Annotated in this window: 19 protein-coding genes; 10 read left to right on the top strand and 9 right to left on the bottom strand. The window is 65.5% G+C overall.

Features of this window, described 5'->3' with window-relative positions:
- Positions 1-122 precede the first annotated feature (122 nt).
- Together K1177_RS00265 and K1177_RS00260 are read left to right on the top strand one after the other, a co-directional pair.
- Positions 123-1748: a hybrid sensor histidine kinase/response regulator gene (locus tag K1177_RS00265; protein WP_224701114.1), complete on the top strand. Its 1626-nt coding sequence runs from the start codon at positions 123-125 to the stop codon at positions 1746-1748.
- A 122-nt stretch (positions 1749-1870) separates the two neighbouring features.
- Positions 1871-2218 (top strand): YciI family protein, encoded by a 348-nt coding sequence (locus tag K1177_RS00260; RefSeq protein ID WP_224701112.1) that lies wholly within the window; start codon positions 1871-1873, stop codon positions 2216-2218.
- Here K1177_RS00260 and K1177_RS00255 read toward each other — a convergent pair.
- The 3 genes from K1177_RS00255 to K1177_RS00245 are packed head-to-tail and all read right to left on the bottom strand — an operon-like array spanning position 2215 to position 4636.
- Complete coding sequence (locus K1177_RS00255; protein WP_224701110.1) at positions 2215-3603, bottom strand: MATE family efflux transporter; 1389 nt, start codon at positions 3601-3603, stop codon at positions 2215-2217. The two genes, K1177_RS00260 and K1177_RS00255, sit on opposite strands and share 4 nt — an antisense overlap.
- 17 nt (positions 3604-3620) lie before the next feature.
- Positions 3621-4340: a nucleoside/nucleotide kinase family protein gene (locus tag K1177_RS00250; RefSeq protein ID WP_224701108.1), complete on the bottom strand. Its 720-nt coding sequence runs from the start codon at positions 4338-4340 to the stop codon at positions 3621-3623.
- On the bottom strand, positions 4340-4636 hold the full coding sequence (locus tag K1177_RS00245) for a DUF6460 domain-containing protein (RefSeq protein ID WP_224701106.1): 297 nt from the start codon (positions 4634-4636) through the stop codon (positions 4340-4342). Before K1177_RS00245 ends, K1177_RS00250 begins: the two co-directional genes overlap by 1 nt.
- A gap of 140 nt (positions 4637-4776) precedes the next feature.
- Between K1177_RS00245 and K1177_RS00240 the strand changes: the two genes are divergently transcribed.
- Together K1177_RS00240 and pdeM are read left to right on the top strand one after the other, a co-directional pair.
- Complete coding sequence (locus K1177_RS00240; protein ID WP_224701104.1) at positions 4777-7260, top strand: ligase-associated DNA damage response DEXH box helicase; 2484 nt, start codon at positions 4777-4779, stop codon at positions 7258-7260.
- Positions 7257-7964, top strand: a complete 708-nt coding sequence (gene pdeM / locus K1177_RS00235) for a ligase-associated DNA damage response endonuclease PdeM (RefSeq protein WP_224701102.1) — start codon at positions 7257-7259, stop codon at positions 7962-7964. Before K1177_RS00240 ends, pdeM begins: the two co-directional genes overlap by 4 nt.
- Before the next feature lie 7 nt (positions 7965-7971).
- Here pdeM and K1177_RS00230 read toward each other — a convergent pair whose 3' ends face one another.
- From K1177_RS00230 to K1177_RS00220, 3 genes are all read right to left on the bottom strand, one after another.
- Positions 7972-8733, bottom strand: a complete 762-nt coding sequence (locus K1177_RS00230; protein ID WP_224701100.1) for a TIGR02186 family protein — start codon at positions 8731-8733, stop codon at positions 7972-7974.
- Positions 8730-9656 (bottom strand): sulfite exporter TauE/SafE family protein, encoded by a 927-nt coding sequence (locus K1177_RS00225; protein WP_224701098.1) that lies wholly within the window; start codon positions 9654-9656, stop codon positions 8730-8732. The genes K1177_RS00230 and K1177_RS00225 overlap by 4 nt, the downstream gene beginning before the upstream one ends.
- 170 nt (positions 9657-9826) lie before the next feature.
- Positions 9827-13453 (bottom strand): peptidoglycan-binding protein, encoded by a 3627-nt coding sequence (locus tag K1177_RS00220; protein ID WP_224701096.1) that lies wholly within the window; start codon positions 13451-13453, stop codon positions 9827-9829.
- Between the two features lie 207 nt (positions 13454-13660).
- Here K1177_RS00220 and K1177_RS00215 point away from each other — a divergent pair, with 207 nt between their 5' ends.
- Positions 13661-14332 (top strand): response regulator, encoded by a 672-nt coding sequence (locus K1177_RS00215; RefSeq protein ID WP_224701094.1) that lies wholly within the window; start codon positions 13661-13663, stop codon positions 14330-14332.
- Here the strand turns inward: K1177_RS00215 and K1177_RS00210 are convergent.
- Both K1177_RS00210 and K1177_RS00205 read right to left on the bottom strand, forming a co-directional pair.
- Complete coding sequence (locus K1177_RS00210; RefSeq protein ID WP_224701091.1) at positions 14329-15438, bottom strand: quinone-dependent dihydroorotate dehydrogenase; 1110 nt, start codon at positions 15436-15438, stop codon at positions 14329-14331. The genes K1177_RS00215 and K1177_RS00210 overlap by 4 nt on opposite strands.
- The gene (locus K1177_RS00205; RefSeq protein WP_224701089.1) at positions 15435-15791 is read right to left on the bottom strand and encodes a DUF952 domain-containing protein; all 357 of its coding nucleotides are present in this window, start codon (positions 15789-15791) and stop codon (positions 15435-15437) included. Before K1177_RS00205 ends, K1177_RS00210 begins: the two co-directional genes overlap by 4 nt.
- 131 nt (positions 15792-15922) lie before the next feature.
- Between K1177_RS00205 and K1177_RS00200 the strand changes: the two genes are divergently transcribed.
- From K1177_RS00200 to K1177_RS00190, 3 genes are read left to right on the top strand one after another with little or no spacing between them, the layout of a single operon-like run.
- On the top strand, positions 15923-16567 hold the full coding sequence (locus tag K1177_RS00200) for a S24 family peptidase (RefSeq protein WP_224701086.1): 645 nt from the start codon (positions 15923-15925) through the stop codon (positions 16565-16567).
- Positions 16564-17013: an aminoglycoside 6'-N-acetyltransferase gene (gene aac(6') / locus K1177_RS00195; protein ID WP_224701084.1), complete on the top strand. Its 450-nt coding sequence runs from the start codon at positions 16564-16566 to the stop codon at positions 17011-17013. Before K1177_RS00200 ends, aac(6') begins: the two co-directional genes overlap by 4 nt.
- Positions 17010-17348, top strand: coding sequence for a DUF2087 domain-containing protein (locus tag K1177_RS00190; protein ID WP_224701081.1), 339 nt, complete (start codon positions 17010-17012; stop codon positions 17346-17348). The genes aac(6') and K1177_RS00190 overlap by 4 nt, the downstream gene beginning before the upstream one ends.
- Positions 17349-17389: 41 nt before the next feature.
- On the opposite strand, the gene K1177_RS00185 is transcribed toward K1177_RS00190, so the two are convergent.
- The gene (locus tag K1177_RS00185; RefSeq protein ID WP_224701079.1) at positions 17390-17779 is read right to left on the bottom strand and encodes a chlorophyllide reductase; all 390 of its coding nucleotides are present in this window, start codon (positions 17777-17779) and stop codon (positions 17390-17392) included.
- A gap of 107 nt (positions 17780-17886) precedes the next feature.
- Here K1177_RS00185 and K1177_RS00180 point away from each other — a divergent pair, with 107 nt between their 5' ends.
- The gene (locus K1177_RS00180) at positions 17887-18474 is read left to right on the top strand and encodes a hypothetical protein (RefSeq protein ID WP_224701078.1); all 588 of its coding nucleotides are present in this window, start codon (positions 17887-17889) and stop codon (positions 18472-18474) included.
- Positions 18475-18479: 5 nt separating this feature from the next.
- Complete coding sequence (locus K1177_RS00175) at positions 18480-18701, top strand: helix-turn-helix domain-containing protein (RefSeq protein ID WP_224701076.1); 222 nt, start codon at positions 18480-18482, stop codon at positions 18699-18701.
- Positions 18702-18714: the final 13 nt, after the last annotated feature.

The following is an 18714-nucleotide window of genomic DNA, read 5'->3' as shown; positions in this document are numbered from 1 at the left end:
CCTGCGGAATTTAAGCATCGACGAGTGTCGGCGTAAAATCAATGGTCAGAATGGTGGCCTTGCGCCGGTTCTGCAGGGGGTCGATATTGGGGCCAACAGCCCTCAAAGGTGCCCTTCCCGCCATGTCGTCTGACGCCGCCCACAGCGAAGACCTGACCAGCCTGCGAAATGCGCTGGACTACATTCCGCAGGGAATTGCCGTGTTCGATGCGGGTTTACGTTTGGTGATGGCCAATCAGCGCTACACCAGCCTGCTCGATTTGCCCGGGCGCCTGAGCGCGCCGGGTACGGCCCTTTTCGATATTGCGCTGGAGTTGGGCCAGCGCGGTGACCTCGGTCCCGGCGATCCCGCGCGGCTGGCGCTGGACCGAATCAGCCAGCTCACCGGCTCGGCCATGACGGTGACCCAGCGCCCGCGCAACGGCGACCAGACGCTGGAGTTTCATTCCAGCCGCCTGCCCGATGGTGGCCTGGTGGTGAGCCTGAGCGATGTGACGGCACGGGTGGAGGCAGAGCGCGCGCTCGAATTGGCCAATCACTCTCTGGAAGGCCGTGTGGCCCAGCGTACGGCCGACCTCACCCGGGTCAATACCGAGCTTGAAAGCGCTCGCGCCAAGGCCGACGCGGCCAACCACGACAAGACGCGGTTCCTGGCCGCGGCCAGCCACGACCTACTGCAGCCGCTCAATGCCGCGCGGCTCTATACGTCCACACTCATCGAGCGAGCCAAGCTGACGGGCCTCGCCGATCTCGCCAATTCCATCGAGGCGTCGCTGACGGCCGTCGAGGACATCATGAGCGCCCTGCTCGACATTTCGCGCATCGATAGCGGGGCCCTCAAGCCGGCGGTGGCCCCTGTGGCCGCGCGCGACCTGCTCAAGAAAATCGAGGTGGAGTTCAGCCCCATGGCGCGCGAGCGCAATATCTCGCTGCGCATTGTGGCCACCCGGGCCACCGTGCAGGTGGACCGCAGCCTGGTCGGCCGCATCGTGCAGAACCTGGTGTCGAACGCGATCAAATACACCAATCCGGGCGGCAAGGTGCTGGTGGGCCTGCGTCGGCGCGGCAATCGCATGCGGCTCGATGTCATCGACACCGGCATCGGCTTCAACAAGGACCAGCACCGCCTGCTGTTTGCGGAATTCTCGCGCCTCGAGCGCGGCGCCCGCATGGCCCAGGGCCTTGGCCTTGGTCTCTCCATCGTGCAACGCCTCGTCACGGCGCTGGGGTTGACGCTCGAGCTCGACAGCCACGAGGGCCGCGGGTCGCGCTTCTCGCTGTTCCTGCCGGCCACGCGCACGCTGGCCGCGCCCAGTGCCGGTGCCGCGCCGGTGGATGTCAACTTCGGCACCATGGGGCTCAAGGTCCTGTGCGTGGACAATGAGCGCAGCATCACCGAAGCCATGGAAGGCCTGCTGACCCATTGGGGGTGCGATGTGCGCTGCGCCCTCTCGCTCAAGCAGATCGATCGCGAACGGCTGCTGGAAGGCTGGTATCCCGATCTCGTGCTGATGGATTATCACCTCGACCAGACCTCGGGGCTCGATGCCATCGAATGGCTGCGCCACAATCTGGGCGGCCACCTGCCTGCCGCCCTGGTCACCGCCGACCGCAGCCCGGCTGTGCGGGCCCTGGCGGAGGATCGCGGCATTGCCGTGGTGACCAAGCCTGTAAAGCCTGCGGCCTTGCGGGCCGCCATCAGTGGCCTGGCCAACCAGGGCCGCAGCCCGGCCAAGCGCGTGGTCTAGTCCGGCGCGACGGGTGCAAACCCCTGGGCCGAAATTTTCTCGCTTTTCAGGTCGGCAATAGTCGAATCCGTCAGACCCCGTTCGACCTGTTGCGCCAGCGACGCAACAGGAGGCCATGTGCCATGCGATTTCTCTGCCTTGTCCATTTTGACCCGGCCATCATCGACACCCTGCCGCCCGGAGAATGGGCGCAACTGGGCCAGGCGTCCGCCGCCTATGACCTGGACCTGCAACGCCGGGGAAAGTTCATCGCCGCCGAAGCGCTGCTGTCGCCCGATACCGCCAAGACCGTGCAGCTGCGCAATGGCGCGGTCAGCGCGGTGGATGGTCCGGTCGCGGCTCTTGCCGAGCCCGTCGCCGGCTTCATCCTGATCGACGCTGCCGACATGGCCGAGGCCATCGAGATCGGGGCGCATATCCCGCTGGCACGGATCGGCAGTGTCGAGGTGCGGCCGGTGATGAGTTTCTAGCCGGCGGCGAGGGGTGCAGTGGTGGCTGGCGCAATGGCCGGGCTGAACAGCCCCACCTTGCGCCGCTCCAGCGCCCACCAATAGATGGCGCCGCGGGCAAGGAACCAGGCATGCATGGCCAGCCACAGGCCCCAATTGCCCAACAGCGGCTGCAAAGTCAGGGCGGCCAGCAGAAACACCACCAGGGACACCAGCATGCCGTTGCGCATGGTGGTGTTGAGTGTGGTGCCGATGAGTATGCCGTCATAGATCATGGCAGGCATGAAGGTGACGGTGCAGAGCACGGCGATGGGCAGATAGGTCAGGGCCTGGGCCTGCACTTCCGCATTGGTGGTCATCAGCCCGATGATCGCCGACGCGCTGACATACCAGGCCACGCCAAGAGCGACCGTGATGATGAGGCCCCAGACAAAACTCAACCGATAGGCCTGATCGAACGCCGGCCGCCAGTTGGCGCCCACTGCCTTGCCGGTCAGCTGTTCAGCAGCCTGGGCAATGCCATCGAGGAAGAAGGCAACGAACATCAAAAGGTTCAGCAAGACCGCATTGGCGGCCAGCGACACCTCGCCCATGCGCGCGCCCTGGGCCGCAAACCAGGCATAGGCGCCCATCAGCGCCAGCGTGCGGATGGTGATGTCGCGGCTCAGGCCGAACATGCGGCGCAGGGCCACCCGGTCACCCAGTTCGCCCGGCGTGATGCCGCGAACGATGGCGCCCAGTCCGCCATAGTGGCGCAGCAGCAGGGCCACACCCGTTGCGGCGGCAACAATCTGGCCCAGCACCGTACCGGCCGCCGCGCCCGCCACGCCCCAGCCCAGGCCATAGACGAAAATCACGCTGGCCAGCATGTTGATGCCATGCAGCAGCAATTGCAGCAGCATGCCGGTGCGGGCGTCTGCGCGGCCATAGAACCAGCCCAACAGCGCATAATTGACCAGCGAGAACGGCGCCGACCAGATGCGCATGTGGAAATAATCAGCGAGCGCACTGGCAACACCACCCTGCGGCGCCAGCAGGTGATTGGCCAGGGCCAGAAGCGGGCCGCCCAGCAGGAGCATGGCGACGGCCAGGGCCAGGCCCAGCACGATGGCGCGCGCCACATGCAGCAGGCCATCGCGCGGATCGCGCGCACCAACAGACTGGGCCACCAGGCCCGCCGTGCCGATGCGCAGGAAATAGGCGAAGGAAAAGATGATATCGAAGACCAGCGCGCCCAGCACCAGGCCGCCCAGCATGCCGGCATCGCCCAACCGGCCAATGATGGTGATATCCACCATGCCCACCAGCGGCTCGCTGATGAAGGCGACCGAGGCCGGAAGGGCTATGCGCCAGACGTCGCCATGACGCACGTCAAAGGGATGCTGGGGACGCGCGGCAGTCGTCATCTCAATACTCGGTCGAATCAGTGCTCGGTGATGAGCGAGATGACCACATCAGCACGATCCTGTGACAGGCTCACCAGATCATAATTGGGCAGGTCGTTGCGCGCGATATGGGCGCGGTTGCGTTCTTCGGTGAAGAGGCCTTCCTCAGCATGGCGCTTGAGCAGGCGCTGCTCCACCAGGTTGCGCGGCACATCGAGGAACACGGCATAGTCGAGCAGTGGGCGCACGCCGGCCCAGGGCCCCTCGGTCAGCAGCAGGTAATTGCCCTCGACCACCAGCACGCGCACATTGGCACCCACGGTGAAGGCATTGTCGACCACATCCTCGATCTTGCGCGAATAGCCGGGGCCGCTGACATCGGTGGTGGCGCCCTTGAGGTGGTGCAGGAAGCTGACGAATTGGGCCCCCTCAAACGTGTGCGGCGCGCCCTTGTAGTCCACCTGCCCCATGGCCTCGAGCTTGGCGTGGCGAATATGAAAGCCATCCATGGGCACCAGCTGCGCGCTGCCCGGATGGGTGGCGTTGAGCATGGCGACCAGTTCGGCCGCGAGGGTGGATTTGCCGGTGCCGGGTCCGCCGGCCAGACCAATCACAATGCGGCCATTGCCTGCGGCAGCGCCGGGCGCTGTGGCATGAGCCTGGCTCTCCATTTCCAGAATATGCGGCACCAGCCGCGACAGGGCCTGTTGCGGTGTCAGCCGAAGATGCAGAGGCGACTGGCGAAGGCCCGCGGACATCAGCGGGCCTTCGCCAGTCGGATGACCAGCCAGATGGGCACCACCAGCACAGCGCCGGTGACGATATAGGCGCCAATGCTGCGGAACACACCGAAACCGTCGCGCATGGCGTCGCGCACCAGATCGACCGCGCCGCGGATAATGTCCTGCGGGTCCACGCCGAACAGGCTCATCAGAAAGCCCACCACCAGCGAGAGCAGCACAAGGCGGACGACAACGCCGCCGGGGCTGCCGCCAAAGAAGCGCTCCAGCGCCGAGCGGCGCGGCGGGGTCTGACTGGGATAGGGATCGCTCATGGATATGGTCCGCCGCCCTGTTGTGACTTGTGACCATCATATAGAGTCAAATGTGATTTCAAGAAGGTGTGTGTTGGCAAGTTTGTGGACGTTCCCCCACTCCCGCCCGGCCTTCCCCATAAAGGGGAAGCTGTGACGCCGTGACCACCACACTGCCCCCCGTCATCACCGATTGGTTTGCGCGCAAGGGCTGGGCGCCGCGGCAGCATCAGCTCGATGTGCTGGCCAGCTGGCAGGCCGGCGCTTCGGCGCTGTTGATCGCCCCCACCGGCGCCGGCAAGACGCTCGCCGGCTTCCTGCCCACGCTGGTCGATCTGGCCGACGGCAGCCATGAGGGGCTGCACACGCTCTATATTTCCCCGCTCAAGGCGCTGGCGGTGGACGTGCAGCGCAATCTCAATACGCCCATCCTCGAAATGGGCCTCAAGATCACGGCCGAGACCCGCACCGGCGACACGCCCGCCAGCAAGCGCGCCCGCCAGCGCGCCAAGCCGCCGCATATCCTGCTGACCACACCGGAACAGCTGTGTCTGCTGATCAGCCATCCGCAGGCCGAACTGTTCTTCGGTTCGCTCAAGCGCATCGTGCTGGACGAGCTGCATGCGCTGGTCACCTCCAAGCGCGGCGAGCTGCTGTCGCTGGCCATCGCGCGCATCGCCAAGCTGGCTCCAGATCTGCAGATCACCGCCCTCAGCGCCACCGTGGCCCGGCCGGACCTACTGGCAGAATGGATTGCCGCGCCCTTGCCGCAACGAACGACGCAGCTTCTCACCGCCTCGGGCGGCGCGCCGCCGGTGCTCAGCATTCTTGAGAGCAGCGAGCGCGTACCCTGGGCCGGCCATTCTGCCAATTATGCCCACCGCGACCTCTACGAGGCCATCAAGCAGCACCGCACCACGCTGCTGTTCGTCAACACGCGCAGCCAGGCCGAAATGCTGTTCCAGGGTCTGTGGGCCATCAACGACGACATGCTGCCCATTGCGCTGCACCATGGTTCGCTCTCGGTCGAGCAGCGCCGCAAGGTAGAAAGCGCCATGGTGGCGGGGGCGCTCAAGGCCGTGGTGTGCACCTCCACACTCGACCTGGGGATCGACTGGGGCGATGTGGATCTGGTGGTCCAGGTCGGGGCGCCCAAGGGCAGCTCGCGCATGCTGCAGCGCATCGGCCGCGCCAACCACCGGCTCGACGAGCCGTCCAAGGCCATGCTGGTGCCCTCCAACCGCTTCGAGGTGCTCGAGTGCGAGGCAGCGCTCGAAGCTGTGGCGGAGAGCCATCAGGACAGCGAAGATCCGGTCAGCGGCGGCTATGACGTCCTGGCCCAGCATGTGCTCGGCATGGCCTGTGCCGCGCCCTTTGCCGCCGACGATCTCTATGACGAAATCCGGCACGCCTGGCCCTATCGCGACCTGCCGCGCAGCCAATTCGACAGGGTGCTCGATTTCGTCGCAACCGGCGGCTATGCCCTCAAGGCCTATGAGCGTTATGCCAAGCTCAAGCGCACCGAGGACGGGCTGTGGCGGGTGACAAATCCGCAGGTGGTGCAGCAATACCGGCTCAATATCGGCACGATCATCGAGGAGCCCATGGTCCGCGTGCGGCTGATCCGCCAGCGCGGGCTCAAGAAGGGCCAGTCGCAAAGCCCGGTCGGCGCCGGTGGCCGGGTGCTGGGCGAAATGGAAGAATACTTCTTCGGCACGCTGCTGGTGGGCGATACCTTCATGTTCGGTGGCGAGATCGTCGCCTTCGAGGGGATGCGCGACAACGAGGCCTTCGTCAGCCGCGCGCAGTCGAGCAATCCCAAGATCCCCAGCTACATGGGCGGCAAGTTCCCGCTTTCGACCTATCTGGCCGAGCGCGTGCGCCGCATCATGGATACGCCCGAGGACTGGTCCAGGCTGCCCGACCAGGTCAGTGAATGGCTGCGGCTGCAGGCCGAGGTATCGCTGGTGCCGCAGCGCGATAGCCTTCTGGTCGAGACCTTTCCGCGCGGCACGCAGAACTATCTGGTCTGCTATCCCTTCGAGGGTCGACTGGCGCACCAGACCCTGGGCATGCTGCTGACGCGACGGCTGGAGCGCGCTCGCGCCCGACCGCTGGGCTTTGTCGCCTCCGAATATGCCCTGGCCATCTGGGGCCTGGGCGACCTCTCGGCGCTGATCAAGACCGGGCGCCTGTCGCTCGACGAGCTGTTTTCCCAGGACATGCTGGGCGATGACCTCGAAGACTGGCTCGATGAATCGGCACTGATGAAGCGCACGTTCCGCAACTGCGCCATCATCGCCGGCCTCATCGAACGTCGCCATCCCGGCAAGGAAAAGTCGGGCCGCCAGATCACCATGAGCAGCGACCTGATCTATGACGTGCTGTACCAGCATGAGCCCGACCACATCCTGATCCAGGCCACCCGACGCGACGCCGCGCGCGGTCTGCTCGACATTGCCAGGCTGGGCGACATGCTGGCGCGCATCCGCAACCATATCGTGCACAAGCGCCTCTCCCGCATTTCGCCGCTGGCCGTGCCGGTGATGCTCGATATCGGCAAGGAGCCCATTTTCGGCGAAGCCCGCGAATCGGCTATGGCTGATGCCGCAGACGAGTTGATGCGGGAAGCTTTGGGCGGTTGAGCCAGGTTCAGGTACAGGCCAGTGGGACGGAGACGCCGATCGTGCGCTTTGCCGGACAGATCTTCGAGCCACTGCCCTCGGGCGGGCTCTATTGGCATGCGCAGGACACACTGCTGGTGGCGGACCTGCACTTTGAGAAGATGGCCAGCTTTGCCAGGCGTGGCCAGATGCTGCCGCCCTATGATACGGCCATGACGCTGTCGCGGCTCGAGGGCGATTTGCGCCGCACTGGGGCGCGCCGGCTGATTGCGCTGGGGGATAGTTTCCATCGTGCGGATTCAAGCCGTCTGGTGACCCCGGGGGACCGCATGCGGCTCGACACCATCACCGAGATGGTTGACTGCATCTGGCTCACCGGCAATCACGATCCGGCCCCACATGACATGGGCGGCACCAGCCAGCCCGAGCTCACGATCGGCGACATCACCCTGACCCATGAGCCGCGCCGTGGCGCTAAGGGGCTGATCTGCGGCCATCTCCACCCGGCCGCCCACATCGAGATGGATGGACGCTCGGTGCGCCGTCCGTGCTTCGTGCATGACAGTCGGCTGATGATCCTGCCCGCCTATGGCGCGTCCACAGGCTCGATCAATATCCTGTCGCCGGCCTTCACCGGGCTCTTGCACCTGCCGTCGCTGGAAGTGACGATGCTGGGCAAGGACCGGACCTATCCGGTCAGCCCCCGCCGTCTGGTGCTGTCGTAGCGCCCACCTAGCGGCGGAAGACCACGCCGCCCAGCCAGCCGGTAAACAGCGCCAGGATCACGCAGACCAGACCATAAAGCAGCGGCTGTTGCACCGCCGAGAGCGCCAGGAAGCGCTCGAAGCCGATCTTGCGCACCGAGAAGCCCTCGGACTTGCGGGCGATGACCTCGCCATTCTTGAACACATAGGTCTGGGCCAGATAGGCGCCGGGCGGGGCATTGCTCGGAAGGGTCAGCCGGGCCGAATAGAAATTGTCCGAGAGGAAGTTGACGCCGTTTTCCTGCACGCCGAACAGGCCTTCCTCGGTCATCAGCCGCACCAGTTCGCGGCCGAAGACGGCGGTTTTCCACCAGTCGGCCGTGTTGGACGCCAGCGTGTGGGACTCGGGCAGGATGGCGTTGGTGGTCAGTGTGGTGATGTCACTGATGTCGGTGAGCCGGGCGCTCGAGAGCACATGGAAATAGCTCGGGAAATCCTGGAACTGCACCTGGTCGGTATTGAGCCAGACGCCAAAATTGTGGGTCTTTTCGCGCGCCACCCGCACCTGGGTGGGGCCGATGATGGTGATCACCACCTGGAAGGGCCCGGTGACGAATTTCTCGGTGGCGCCGGCGTCCGGGGCAATGGAGCCGAAAAAGGTCATGCGCTCGCCGTCAAAGCTCGAAGTGATCTCCACGGATTCGTTGGAGATCTGCGAGACGAGACGCTCCGCCTGCGCCGGCAGGATCAGCGCCAGGAGCGCGGCGGCCAGCAGAAACAGGCGCATCATTGCCGGATCCCCTGCACGGCCATGGAGAACACGTCCGATGGCGTAATGATCAGGGAAAGGCCAAAGCGGATGGCCACGGCCAGCACCAGCAGCGCCAGAAGCCCGCGCAACTGTTCGCCGCGCAGATATTTGCCGGCCGAGGCGCCAAACTGGGCGCCCACCGTGCCGCCCAACATCAGGCAGAAGGCCAGAAGAATATCCACGCTCTGGCTCTGTACGGCATGCAGCATGGTGGTGGCCGCCATCATGGCCACGACCTGGGCCAGCGAGGTGCCGATGACCATGCTGCCAGGTACGCGCAGCAGATAGACCAGCGCCGGCACCATGATGAAGCCGCCGCCGATGCCCAGAAGCGAACCGACAAAGCCGATGAACAGCCCGATGCCCAGCACGGGCAGCACGCTGATATAGAGGCGCGATTTCTTGAAGCGGACCCGCATGGGCAGGCCATGGATCCAGTTGTGCTGGTTGGGCAGGCGCTCGCGCACGACAACGCCCTTGCGGGTCTTGAGCATGGAGCGGGTGGATTCGATGAGCATGAGCACGCCCACCGAGCCCAAAAGCACCAAAAAGCCCACGGAAATGACGAGATCAAGCTGGCCAGCGTCGCGCAGCATGGCAAAGACAGCCACGCCGGCTACGGCGCCCAAAATGCCGGATAGCACCAGATACATGGCCAGATGGAGGTCGACGCCGCCACGCCTATAGTGGCTGAGCGCGCCCGAGGTTGACGCAGCCACGACCTGGCCGGTGACCGAGGCGACGGCCACCGAAGAGGGCACGCCGGAGAAAATCAGCAGGGGGGTGAGCAGAAATCCGCCGCCAACGCCGAACAGACCCGACAGGAATCCGACTGCCCCTCCGATTCCCACGAGAAAAAAGAGGTTCACGGAAAGCTCGGCGATCGGCAGATAGATCTGCAAGACCAGAAATCCGTTCGAAACTAATACAAAGGCCACCCTACAGGAGCGACCGTCAACAAGAGGTCAAAGGTCCCCACCTTTTCAGGTGAGGACCATGTCATTGTTTGGGCGTAGGCCTGCACCGGCGAGGTGTCAAACCAAGATTATATGTCAGACCGATCTCAGGGTGGTCAGACGGGCTGGCTACCCAGAACGGCCAGGAGCCGCGGATTGATCTTGCCGGTTTCGCTCATGCCAGTGCCCCGTTCGAACGCGCGCACAGCCTCGGTGGTCTTGGGGCCGGCCACACCGTCGGGCGTGCCGACATCAAAGCCGAGCTTGGCCAGCGCCTGCTGGACCTTGGCAATGGTGTCGCGCTCGGTGATCGGTGCACCGGGCGAGAAATCGGCAGACCAGGTGCCGATGGGCGCAAAATTGGCGGCCAGGTCGATCGGCTCGGCCTTCCAGGCGGCCACCTCGGCACCGACGCGGCTGACGGCCTCGGCGCTGAGCGACTTGGCAATGTCGTCGCGCGCCTTGCCGGCATCGACATCGCCACCGCGGGCGGCCAGCGCAAACCACTTGTAGGACTGCTCGAAATCCTGATCGACGCCCAGCCCACGGGCATAGAGCATGCCCAGGTTGAACTGGCTGTCGGTCATGCCACGGGCAGCGGCCCGATCAAACCACTCTGCGGCGGTCTCAAAGGCCTGCTCGCCGAGCTGACCACCGGCATAGAGCGCGGCCAGATTGTGCATGGCCATGCGATTGCCGGCGTCGGCCGCGCGCTGGTACCAGAGCTTGGCGACCTCGATGTCCTTTTCGACGCCGGTGCCGGTCTCGTAGAGATTGCCCAGGCGATATTGTGCGGGCACGAAGCCCTGGGCGGCGGCGCGCTCATACCAGACGGCGGCCTGGGCGTAGTCCTGAGCGATGGCCTGGCCTTCGGCGTAGATGGCGGCCACTTCGAACTGGGCGCGCGCGTCGCCATCGGCGGCAGCCTGACGCAGCGGCTGTGGGCCGATGGCGTCGGGCGGCAGATCAAAGGTGCGCGGTGCCGAGGCGACGCTGTCGGGAATGCTGCCGGTGGTCTCAGGCGCCACGACGGGCGCGGCGCCATCGGGGCGGGTCATGGCCAGCTTGGGCGCAGTGTCGGCCAGCAGCGACGGCGGCATGGCCGTCGTGGTGACATTGGACGGCGAGAAGCTCGACGCGCTCGGATTGATGGAGGCCGTGGACGTATCATCGATCATGTCGATAACGCGCGGTTCGGGCCGAACCAGCGACACATCCCCCGTGGCGGTGGGTTCGGCAGACGACAGCGGCGTGGGCGGCGCGGCGCTTTCGGTTGGCGCGGGTTCGGGGGCCGGCGGCGTGTCGGGCGCCATGCGCTGCATCACCAGATTGAGGGCGAGCATGGACACGGCGACCAGCGCAGCGGCCAGCAGCAGGGGACGGCGATAGCGGGTGAGGAAGCTGGCTTCGCCGAGCTCACCGTCCATCGCCTTGGCGCCAATTGACGGGGCAGCGACCTCAGGAGCCGGCTTGGCGGGTTTGGCAGGCTTTACCGGCTTTTCCGCGCGCGGTGCCTTGGCGGGCTTGGCCGGCGCCTCGGGCTTGGCGTCGGCCGTTGCGGCAGCGCCCTTGTCGGGAATGAAGCGCGATAGCGCCCGGCTGATGGCCGAACCACCGGCCGCCGCATCGCTCGCCGTCTCCGTGCGGGCGCGCTGGGCCCGACGGGCTGCGGCCACAAATGTGCTGGTGCTGTTCTGGGCGGGTGCAGGTTCGGGCGCGGCGACCGGTGCAGGCGCAGGCTGTGGCGCTGCAAAGCTGGCAGCCGGTTCGGCAAAGCTCGACTGCGGCCGCGGCGGCCGCTCCACCGAGGCGGGGTCAAAGCTGGGCCGGGCCGCTGGCGCAGGGGCTTCGGCTTCGCGCGCAGCGGCTGGCCGAATGCCGGTCTTGGCGGCAAGGGCCGATCGAACCGGATCGGCCTCCTTGAAGCCGGGATCGATTAGCGGCGCATCCTCGGCCGGATTCTTGGGCATGGCGTCGCTGCGCGCATCATCCTTGGGGCGCGAGAGCGCCGCCAACATGGCGTCGAGCCGATCCGAGCGGTTGCCGGACGGGGTCGGCGCTGGAGCCGACTTGGCCGCGGCCGGCGCCTGTGCAGCGGGTTCGGCCGGCGTGCTGGCCGGAGCCGAAGCAGCGCGGGTGGCGGGCTCGGCGGCGCGACCCGTGAGGGCCGCTTCGAGACGCGACAGGCGCTCGGCAGTGTCGCGGCCCGCCGTATTGAGTAGGGCCGTCATCCGCTCCTCGAACGCGTCCATGTCCTGCCCGCCCTGACCGGCCGGCGCCGACGGCGCTGCCGACTTGGCAACGGCCTGGGAGGTGCGCTCGGCGACCATCTGGGCCAGCGCCTCATAGTCCGGTGTCTTGCCAGCCGACTTGATCAGGCCGGCCAGGCGATCTTCGATGCTCTTGAGGCTGTCGGGACCGAACATGGCCACCGGCGCGGGGGCCTTGCGGGTGACGGCCTCGCTGGTGCGCTCGGCAACCAGTGTGGCCATGGCTTCGAGGTCGGCGCTGTCGCCGGGCTTGGAATAGAGCTTGGCCAGGCCGTTGAGCTGCGCGCTGGTTTCGTCCATGCGCTGCATCAGAAGCTTGAGCTGGTTTTCGACCTGGGCGCTGTCACCGGCGGCCGGCATGCGCTCGGACAGGGCTTCGATCTGTGTTTCGATACGGTTGAAGCGCGGCTCCATGCCGGCCATGACAGTATCGCGCAGGGCTTCGATGTCCTGCTTGAGACCGGCAACATGGCCATTGGCCGCCTCGAAGCCGCCGATGCGGTCGGCCAGTTCGTCGACCTTGCGGATCAGCCCTTCGGGCGCCGTCTGGCCATTCTTCATGGCCTGGGTGAACGCGGCCATTTCGCTGGTCAGGCGCTCAAAATCGCTGGAGGATAGCGCAACGTTCCGCTCGATGGAGTCGATGCGGTCATAGACATTGCGCACGCTGTGCTCAATGGCCTCCATGGCGGGCAGCAGGGGCGCGGCCGCATCACCACGCGGCTGGGCGGCAATGCGCTCCTCGCGGATGATCTCGCGCTCCATCTGCTGGGCCTGCAACTCGGCCAGCTTGCTGACCGTGGTGGAGACGTCGTCGAGACGGCGGTTGATGGTGGTCAGGTCGACCTTGGGGCCCTGTTCGATCAGAGCGGCAAGCGCGCCGATCTGGGCCTCCAGGCGCTTGACCTGGCCGGTCTCACCGACAGCGCCGGCCAGCAATTCCACCACATGGGTCAGCTGTTCGACCTGGCTGGCCACTTCCTGCACGCTGCCGGCGCCGGTGCGTTGATGCTTGAGTTCGCCTTCGAGCCGTTCGAGGCGCCCGGACAGGCCGCCCACAAGGGCGTTGAGTTCGCGGAACTCGGGCATGTCGGTGGCGCGGCGTCCCAGGGCGGCAGCCGAGCTCGACATCTGTCGACCGCGGATTTCGGCGATTGCGCTGGTCAGCGCGTCGGGTTCCTCGTCATGGCGGGCCAGTTCGTCACGGTCACTGAAGCGATCGACAGCGCGCTTGACGGTGCGCAGGGCCTCCCGGCGGCGAACCGACGGCTCCGGGCCAACGACCTGATCGCGCAGGTTACGGACCCGGGCGCTGAGGCCGGTCAGGGCCGGATCGGGCTCCTCCACGCGCGCATAACGTCCCTCGACCTGATCGAGCAGCGCGACGAGTTCGCCACGCAGGGCCTGCCAATCTCCCGGCAAAGGATCGCTGGCATGCTCGGACGGATCCTGAACTGAATAGGCGCGGGCCATGGAGTCTACCTGTCATCAAGAGACGGTCCCCCCGCGATTCAACACGAAGGTCTAAAGGTTACTCTTGAGAAAACATGGTAAACATCCCGTTAAGCATTGCCCCATTATGCAAGGGCAAGCGTCCCGGAAATCTGCTTTTCGGGGACCTTATGGCGGTAGGGTGACGCTTGGATCTCCCGCTGCCCGACTGGAAGGCCTGACGCAACCATGACCCGCCGACGCATCATCATCGTGGATGACCACCCGCTGTTCCGCGCCGCCTTGCGGCAAACCCTGTCGGGCGGCGACGCCACCATCAGCGTGGAAGAGGCCGGCGATCTCAGTGGACTGAGCGCGGCGCTCGATGCTGACCGGGATTGTGACCTGGTGCTGCTGGATCTCAACATGCCCGGTGTCCGCGGCTTTTCCGGGCTATTGCTGCTGCGGGCGCAATATCCCGACATTCCGGTGATGATCATCTCGGCGGTCGAGGACAGCACGGTGGTGCGCCGCGCCTTCGAGCTTGGTGCGGCCGGCTATCTGCACAAATCAGTGGGGCCGACGGAAATCCGCCGCGCCATCGAGACGGTCCTGACCGGCGATGTGTTTGTGCCGGAGGGGACCACCCTGGGCGGCGAAGACGCACACACTGCGCTGATGCGGCGGCTATCGACGCTGACGCCGCAGCAGGTGCGAGTGCTGATGATGCTCAGCGACGGGCTGATGAACAAGCAGATCGCCTATGAGCTTTCCATTTCCGAAGCGACGGTGAAGGCCCATGTCTCGGCCATCCTGCAAAAGCTGGACGTGGACAGCCGCACCCAGGCGGTGATCGCCGCCGCGCGCATCGAGGATGGTCAATTCGAGGCGTTGTTTTCGACCGGGGCCGAAAAGGCCTAGGCGGCTGCCCGGCCCTCAGCCCAGTCAGCGGTCTTGCTGCCGACCAGGTCTGCGATATTGGTCTTGCCCTGCGCCCGCACGCCGGCCACGAGCCCGCGCTTGATGGTATCAAGCAGGTCTAAGCCACCAAACACCATGGCCGAATAGAGCTGGATGGCATTGGCACCAGCCTCGAACTTGGCCAGGGCAGAGGCCGCCGAATGAATGCCGCCGACGCCGATGATGGGCAGGGCGCCGACGCGCTGGCGCATCTGGGCGAGTTTGCGGGTCGACAGGTCAAACAGCGGCTTGCCGGAGAGGCCGCCGGTTTCCTCGGCATTCTCCAGGCCCGCCACGGCGTCGCGGGTGATGGTGGTGTTGGAGACGATCAAGCCATCCAGGTCGGTGGCCAGCACGACGCGGGCGATGGCGTCGAGCGCGACTTCGTCCAGATCGGGCGCAATCTTGAGAAACACCGGCACGCGGGTGCGCGCCTTGGCGCGTGCGGCCAGCACTTCACCCAACAGGCGCTTGAGGGCCTCGTCGGCCTGCAGATTGCGCAGGCCGGGCGTATTGGGCGACGAGATATTGGCGGTCAGATAGTCGGCGATGTCGGCAAAGGTGTTTACGCCAGCGACATAGTCGGCGACGAAGTCCTCGCTGTCCTTGTTGGCGCCGATGTTGACGCCCAACGCCGCGGGCACGCGCAGGCCCTTGAGCCGGGCCAGGGCGGCAGCATGACCTTCGTTGTTGAAGCCCATGCGGTTGACGACACCCTCTGCAGCCGGAATGCGGAAGAGGCGTGGCTTAGCATTGCCCGTCTGCGGACGCGGGGTCACCGTGCCGATTTCCACCATGCCAAAGCCGAGGCGGGCAAGCTGGCGGGGCACTTCGGCATTCTTGTCAAAGCCTGCGGCCATGCCGACCGGATTGGCCAATTCCAGACCGCATAGCGTGGTCTTGAGCTCGGCCGCGTCGGCCTGCTGCGCCTCTGGCGACAGGCCCATGCGCAACGCCGCAATGGTGGCCGCATGGGCGGTCTCGGCGTCCATCTTGAGCAGGCTCTGCTGGGCGAGACCGGCGATCGCCGGCAGGCGGAGCAAGGGCGAAAGGGCAGACAGGATCATCGGACGGCCTCGGGCAGAGTGCAGGAGCCATCGAGAGCGACGCTGATCGCGCTCTCCCAGGCAATGGCGGCGGTGGGCAGCGGGCCACCGTAATAATGTGGGAACAGCGCGCCGCCGCGCGATGTCTCCCAGACCAGACCATCGCCGAGATCGGCGCTTCGCACCGCCAGCAGCACCAGGTCGGACTGGCCGGCAAAGTGCAGGCGCAACGTCTCGGTGAGCTGATCGGCAGTGGAGAAATGGATATAGCCATCCTTGGCATCGATCGGCATGCCGGCGAAGCCAGTCGTGCCGCGGGCAGGAGCCCAGGCATCCAGGGTAGCGATCTTGTAGACGAATTCGGGGGTGCTCATGGCGGCGAACCTAATGGCGGCCCAGCCGGTCGGCAAGCGGCGGCGCACTCTTTACAGCCTGGAGCGAGAGAGGTAAGACTAGGACTTAATTCCACGTCTAAGACATAGTTCCTGCGAACAGGCCTCACTGCATGCTGTCACACCGCGCCATATGGGATGGGATCGACGCGCTGGCGCGGCGCCATGGCCATTCCGTGTCGGCACTGGCCAAGCTGGCGGGGCTCGATGCCACCGCCTTCAATGTCTCCAAGCGCGTCAGCAAGGATGGGCGCGAACGCTGGCCCTCCACCGAGAGCATTTCCAAGATCCTGGATGCCACCGGGGAGAGTTTTGACACTTTCCTGGCCGGCACGGGCGCCTTCATGCAGTTTGGCGGAGCGGCGGCCAATACGCCAACAGTTCCCCTGCTTGGCCTGGCCCAGGCCGGCAGTGGCGGCTTTTTTGACAGTGCCGGTTTTCCCGCCGGTCAGGGCTGGGACGAGATTGCGCTGCCCTCGCCGGGCGACAATGGCATCTATGCCCTGGAAGTCACTGGCGACTCCATGGAGCCGCTCTATCGGGAAGGAGACCGTATCGTGGTCTCCCCCACCGAGCAGGTGCGGCGCGGCGACCGCGTCGTGGTCAAGACCCGCGATGGCGAAGTGATGGCCAAGATCCTGGCGCGCCAGTCTGCCCGCCAGATCGAACTGCATTCGCTCAACCCGGCCTATGAGCCGCGGATCCTCGACATCTCCCAGGTCGAATGGATCGCCCGCATCATCTGGGCCAGCCAATGAAGATCACCCTGGCCGGCGCGGCCGACAGTGCCGAATGGGCGACACTGCGCCAGGCGCTCTGGCCCTATCATGGGCTCGACCGGCACAGAGCCGACATCGCGCAGTTGCTGGAGACGGCTGGCGACACCGCCAATTTCATCGCCAGAACGGACGAAGGCGTCGCGATTGGCCTGGCCGAGGCCGCGCTGCGACATGACTATGTCGAAGGCTGCAAGTCGTCGCCGGTGGCGTTTCTGGAAGGCATTTATGTCGATCCCGCCCATCGCCGCCATGGCGTGGCGCGGCAGCTGGTCGACGCGGTCGAAGGCTGGGCCGTTGACCGTGGCATTCGCGAGTTCGCGTCCGATGCGGCGCTGGATAATCTGGACAGCCACAGAATGCATGCCGCACTCGGTTTCGAAGAGACCCAGCGCGTGGTGTTCTTTCGCAAGCTGTTGCGGCCATGATCGAGGCAATCGACCCCAAGAAGATCGACCGCGTCGCGCGCTGCTTTGATGCCGAGGGCCGTCTTGTCCGCTGGCCCGGCAAGCGGGCAGACCAGTTGCTGGCGCTCTGGATCGTCTGGTCCTATCTGCCGGACGACCGACAGATGAGCGAGGCCGAGGTCAGCGCCATGTTGCGCGACTGGCATGAGTATGACGACTATGCCCTGCTGCGCCGCGAACTGGTCGATCTCGACCTGCTGCGACGCACGCCCAATGGGCGCATCTACCGACGCATCAGTCATGACATGCCGCCTGAGGCTCTCGCCCTGCTGACGCGGCTGGCGCCCGGCGGCTAGGCCGATCCGCCAGGCAATCTGTGTTGGAGACTGAACCGGGCTCAGCGACACCCGGCCCGGCTGAACAGGTCGGCGATGACAATGGGTGGGGCCGGCGTTTCCGCCCAGCTTGCCGCATCAGGCGCAGCCGCGGTCAGCGCGGAGAGCGCGACACCCTCATCGAGCGTGAAGCTCTTTCGGCACGTCATGGGAAAACCGCCGCGCTGTTGCGCTTGGGACAGCAGGATGCCAGCCGTTTCGCCCACGCCGGCCAGATAGGCAATGACGGTCATGCGGGCAGCCGGGTCGGACTTGGCCCGATCAACCATTTCGAGAACCTGGGCCACCGAGATCTGGCCCTTGCTGGTAGTGGGCGCGGCCACGCTGGGCGACAAGGCCAGGCCGAGCAGGGATAGCGCCAGCGCCGACGCGGAAAATGCAGAGATGCTCATCTCAACTCCTTATTGCAAAATGATGCGATCATATCTTTTTGCAGAGTTTTATTATTGTCAAACAATAATTTCTAATGTATCACATCGGCCATCAAGGAGACCGAGTGATGATCGACACCAAAGCGCCCCCGCTTCACACCAGCGCCCTGCCCGGGTTCAGCGTCCCCATCGCCGCCCGAACAGCCCTCTTGTTCAACACTGCCGCGACCTCTGCTGCCGGGCTGGCCGCGCTGCTGCCTCTGGGCTCGACGCTTTATTGGGGATTTGCCGATGAGACCGCGATCCTCCGCCAGCTGGCACTGGCGCCCGAAGTCCTGGACACATTCGGAGCCATGCAGCGACTGCTCGCGGCATTGATCACCGTCCTGACCGTCCTGCCGCTGTCGTGGGGGCTGATGCGCGTCGGCGTGTGCTTCCGCGAGTTTGCGCATGGCCGACCGTTTGCGCCCAGGGGCATTGCCGGGCTGCGAGATTTTGCGCTGGGCATGGCTGTTGCGGCCCTGGCTAAGCCGGTTGGCTACACGCTGATGATGCTGGTGCTGACCTGGAATGCGGGGCCAGGAAAACGGCAGCTGGCGCTGGCGCTCAACAGCGATGCCTTGCTGATGGCGTTGTTTGCGGCCACGGTTGCCGCGTTGGCCTGGGCCATGGAGAAGGCTGCCATCGTCGCCGACGAAAACAGCCAGTTCGTGTGACCGGCATGGCCATCAGGATCAATCTGGCCGTCGTTCTGGCGCAACGCGGCGTCAAGTCCAAGGACCTTGCCGAATATATCGGCATCACCGAGGCAAATCTCAGCCTGCTCAAGGGTGGCAAGGTCAAGGGCATCCGCTTTGACACGCTGGACGCCATCTGCCGCTATTTGAACTGCCAGCCCGGGGACATTCTCGAGCACGTGGCCGCCGACAGCGGCACGGACTGATCACAAGCCGCGT

The sequence above is a fragment of the Devosia aquimaris genome (assembly GCF_020169335.1).
Taxonomy (GTDB): domain Bacteria; phylum Pseudomonadota; class Alphaproteobacteria; order Rhizobiales; family Devosiaceae; genus Devosia; species Devosia aquimaris.
This window is presented reverse-complemented; position numbering and strand designations above follow the sequence as displayed.

Bases quoted from the DNA above. Each gene is read 5' to 3' on its own strand.
- K1177_RS00260 (WP_224701112.1), top strand. From the start codon at position 1,871: ATGCGATTTCTCTGCCTTGTCCATTTTGACCCGGCCATCATCGACACC.
- K1177_RS00250 (WP_224701108.1), bottom strand. From the start codon at position 4,340: ATGTCCGCGGGCCTTCGCCAGTCGCCTCTGCATCTTCGGCTGACACCG.
- K1177_RS00205 (WP_224701089.1), bottom strand. From the start codon at position 15,791: ATGAGCACCCCCGAATTCGTCTACAAGATCGCTACCCTGGATGCCTGG.
- K1177_RS00175 (WP_224701076.1), top strand. From the start codon at position 18,480: ATGGCCATCAGGATCAATCTGGCCGTCGTTCTGGCGCAACGCGGCGTC.
- K1177_RS00185 (WP_224701079.1), bottom strand. From the start codon at position 17,779: ATGAGCATCTCTGCATTTTCCGCGTCGGCGCTGGCGCTATCCCTGCTC.
- K1177_RS00265 (WP_224701114.1), top strand. From the start codon at position 123: ATGTCGTCTGACGCCGCCCACAGCGAAGACCTGACCAGCCTGCGAAAT.
- K1177_RS00230 (WP_224701100.1), bottom strand. From the start codon at position 8,733: ATGATGCGCCTGTTTCTGCTGGCCGCCGCGCTCCTGGCGCTGATCCTG.
- K1177_RS00245 (WP_224701106.1), bottom strand. From the start codon at position 4,636: ATGAGCGATCCCTATCCCAGTCAGACCCCGCCGCGCCGCTCGGCGCTG.
- K1177_RS00190 (WP_224701081.1), top strand. From the start codon at position 17,010: ATGATCGAGGCAATCGACCCCAAGAAGATCGACCGCGTCGCGCGCTGC.
- K1177_RS00220 (WP_224701096.1), bottom strand. From the start codon at position 13,453: ATGGCCCGCGCCTATTCAGTTCAGGATCCGTCCGAGCATGCCAGCGAT.
- K1177_RS00200 (WP_224701086.1), top strand. From the start codon at position 15,923: ATGCTGTCACACCGCGCCATATGGGATGGGATCGACGCGCTGGCGCGG.
- K1177_RS00210 (WP_224701091.1), bottom strand. From the start codon at position 15,438: ATGATCCTGTCTGCCCTTTCGCCCTTGCTCCGCCTGCCGGCGATCGCC.
- K1177_RS00215 (WP_224701094.1), top strand. From the start codon at position 13,661: ATGACCCGCCGACGCATCATCATCGTGGATGACCACCCGCTGTTCCGC.
- K1177_RS00180 (WP_224701078.1), top strand. From the start codon at position 17,887: ATGATCGACACCAAAGCGCCCCCGCTTCACACCAGCGCCCTGCCCGGG.
- K1177_RS00255 (WP_224701110.1), bottom strand. From the start codon at position 3,603: ATGACGACTGCCGCGCGTCCCCAGCATCCCTTTGACGTGCGTCATGGC.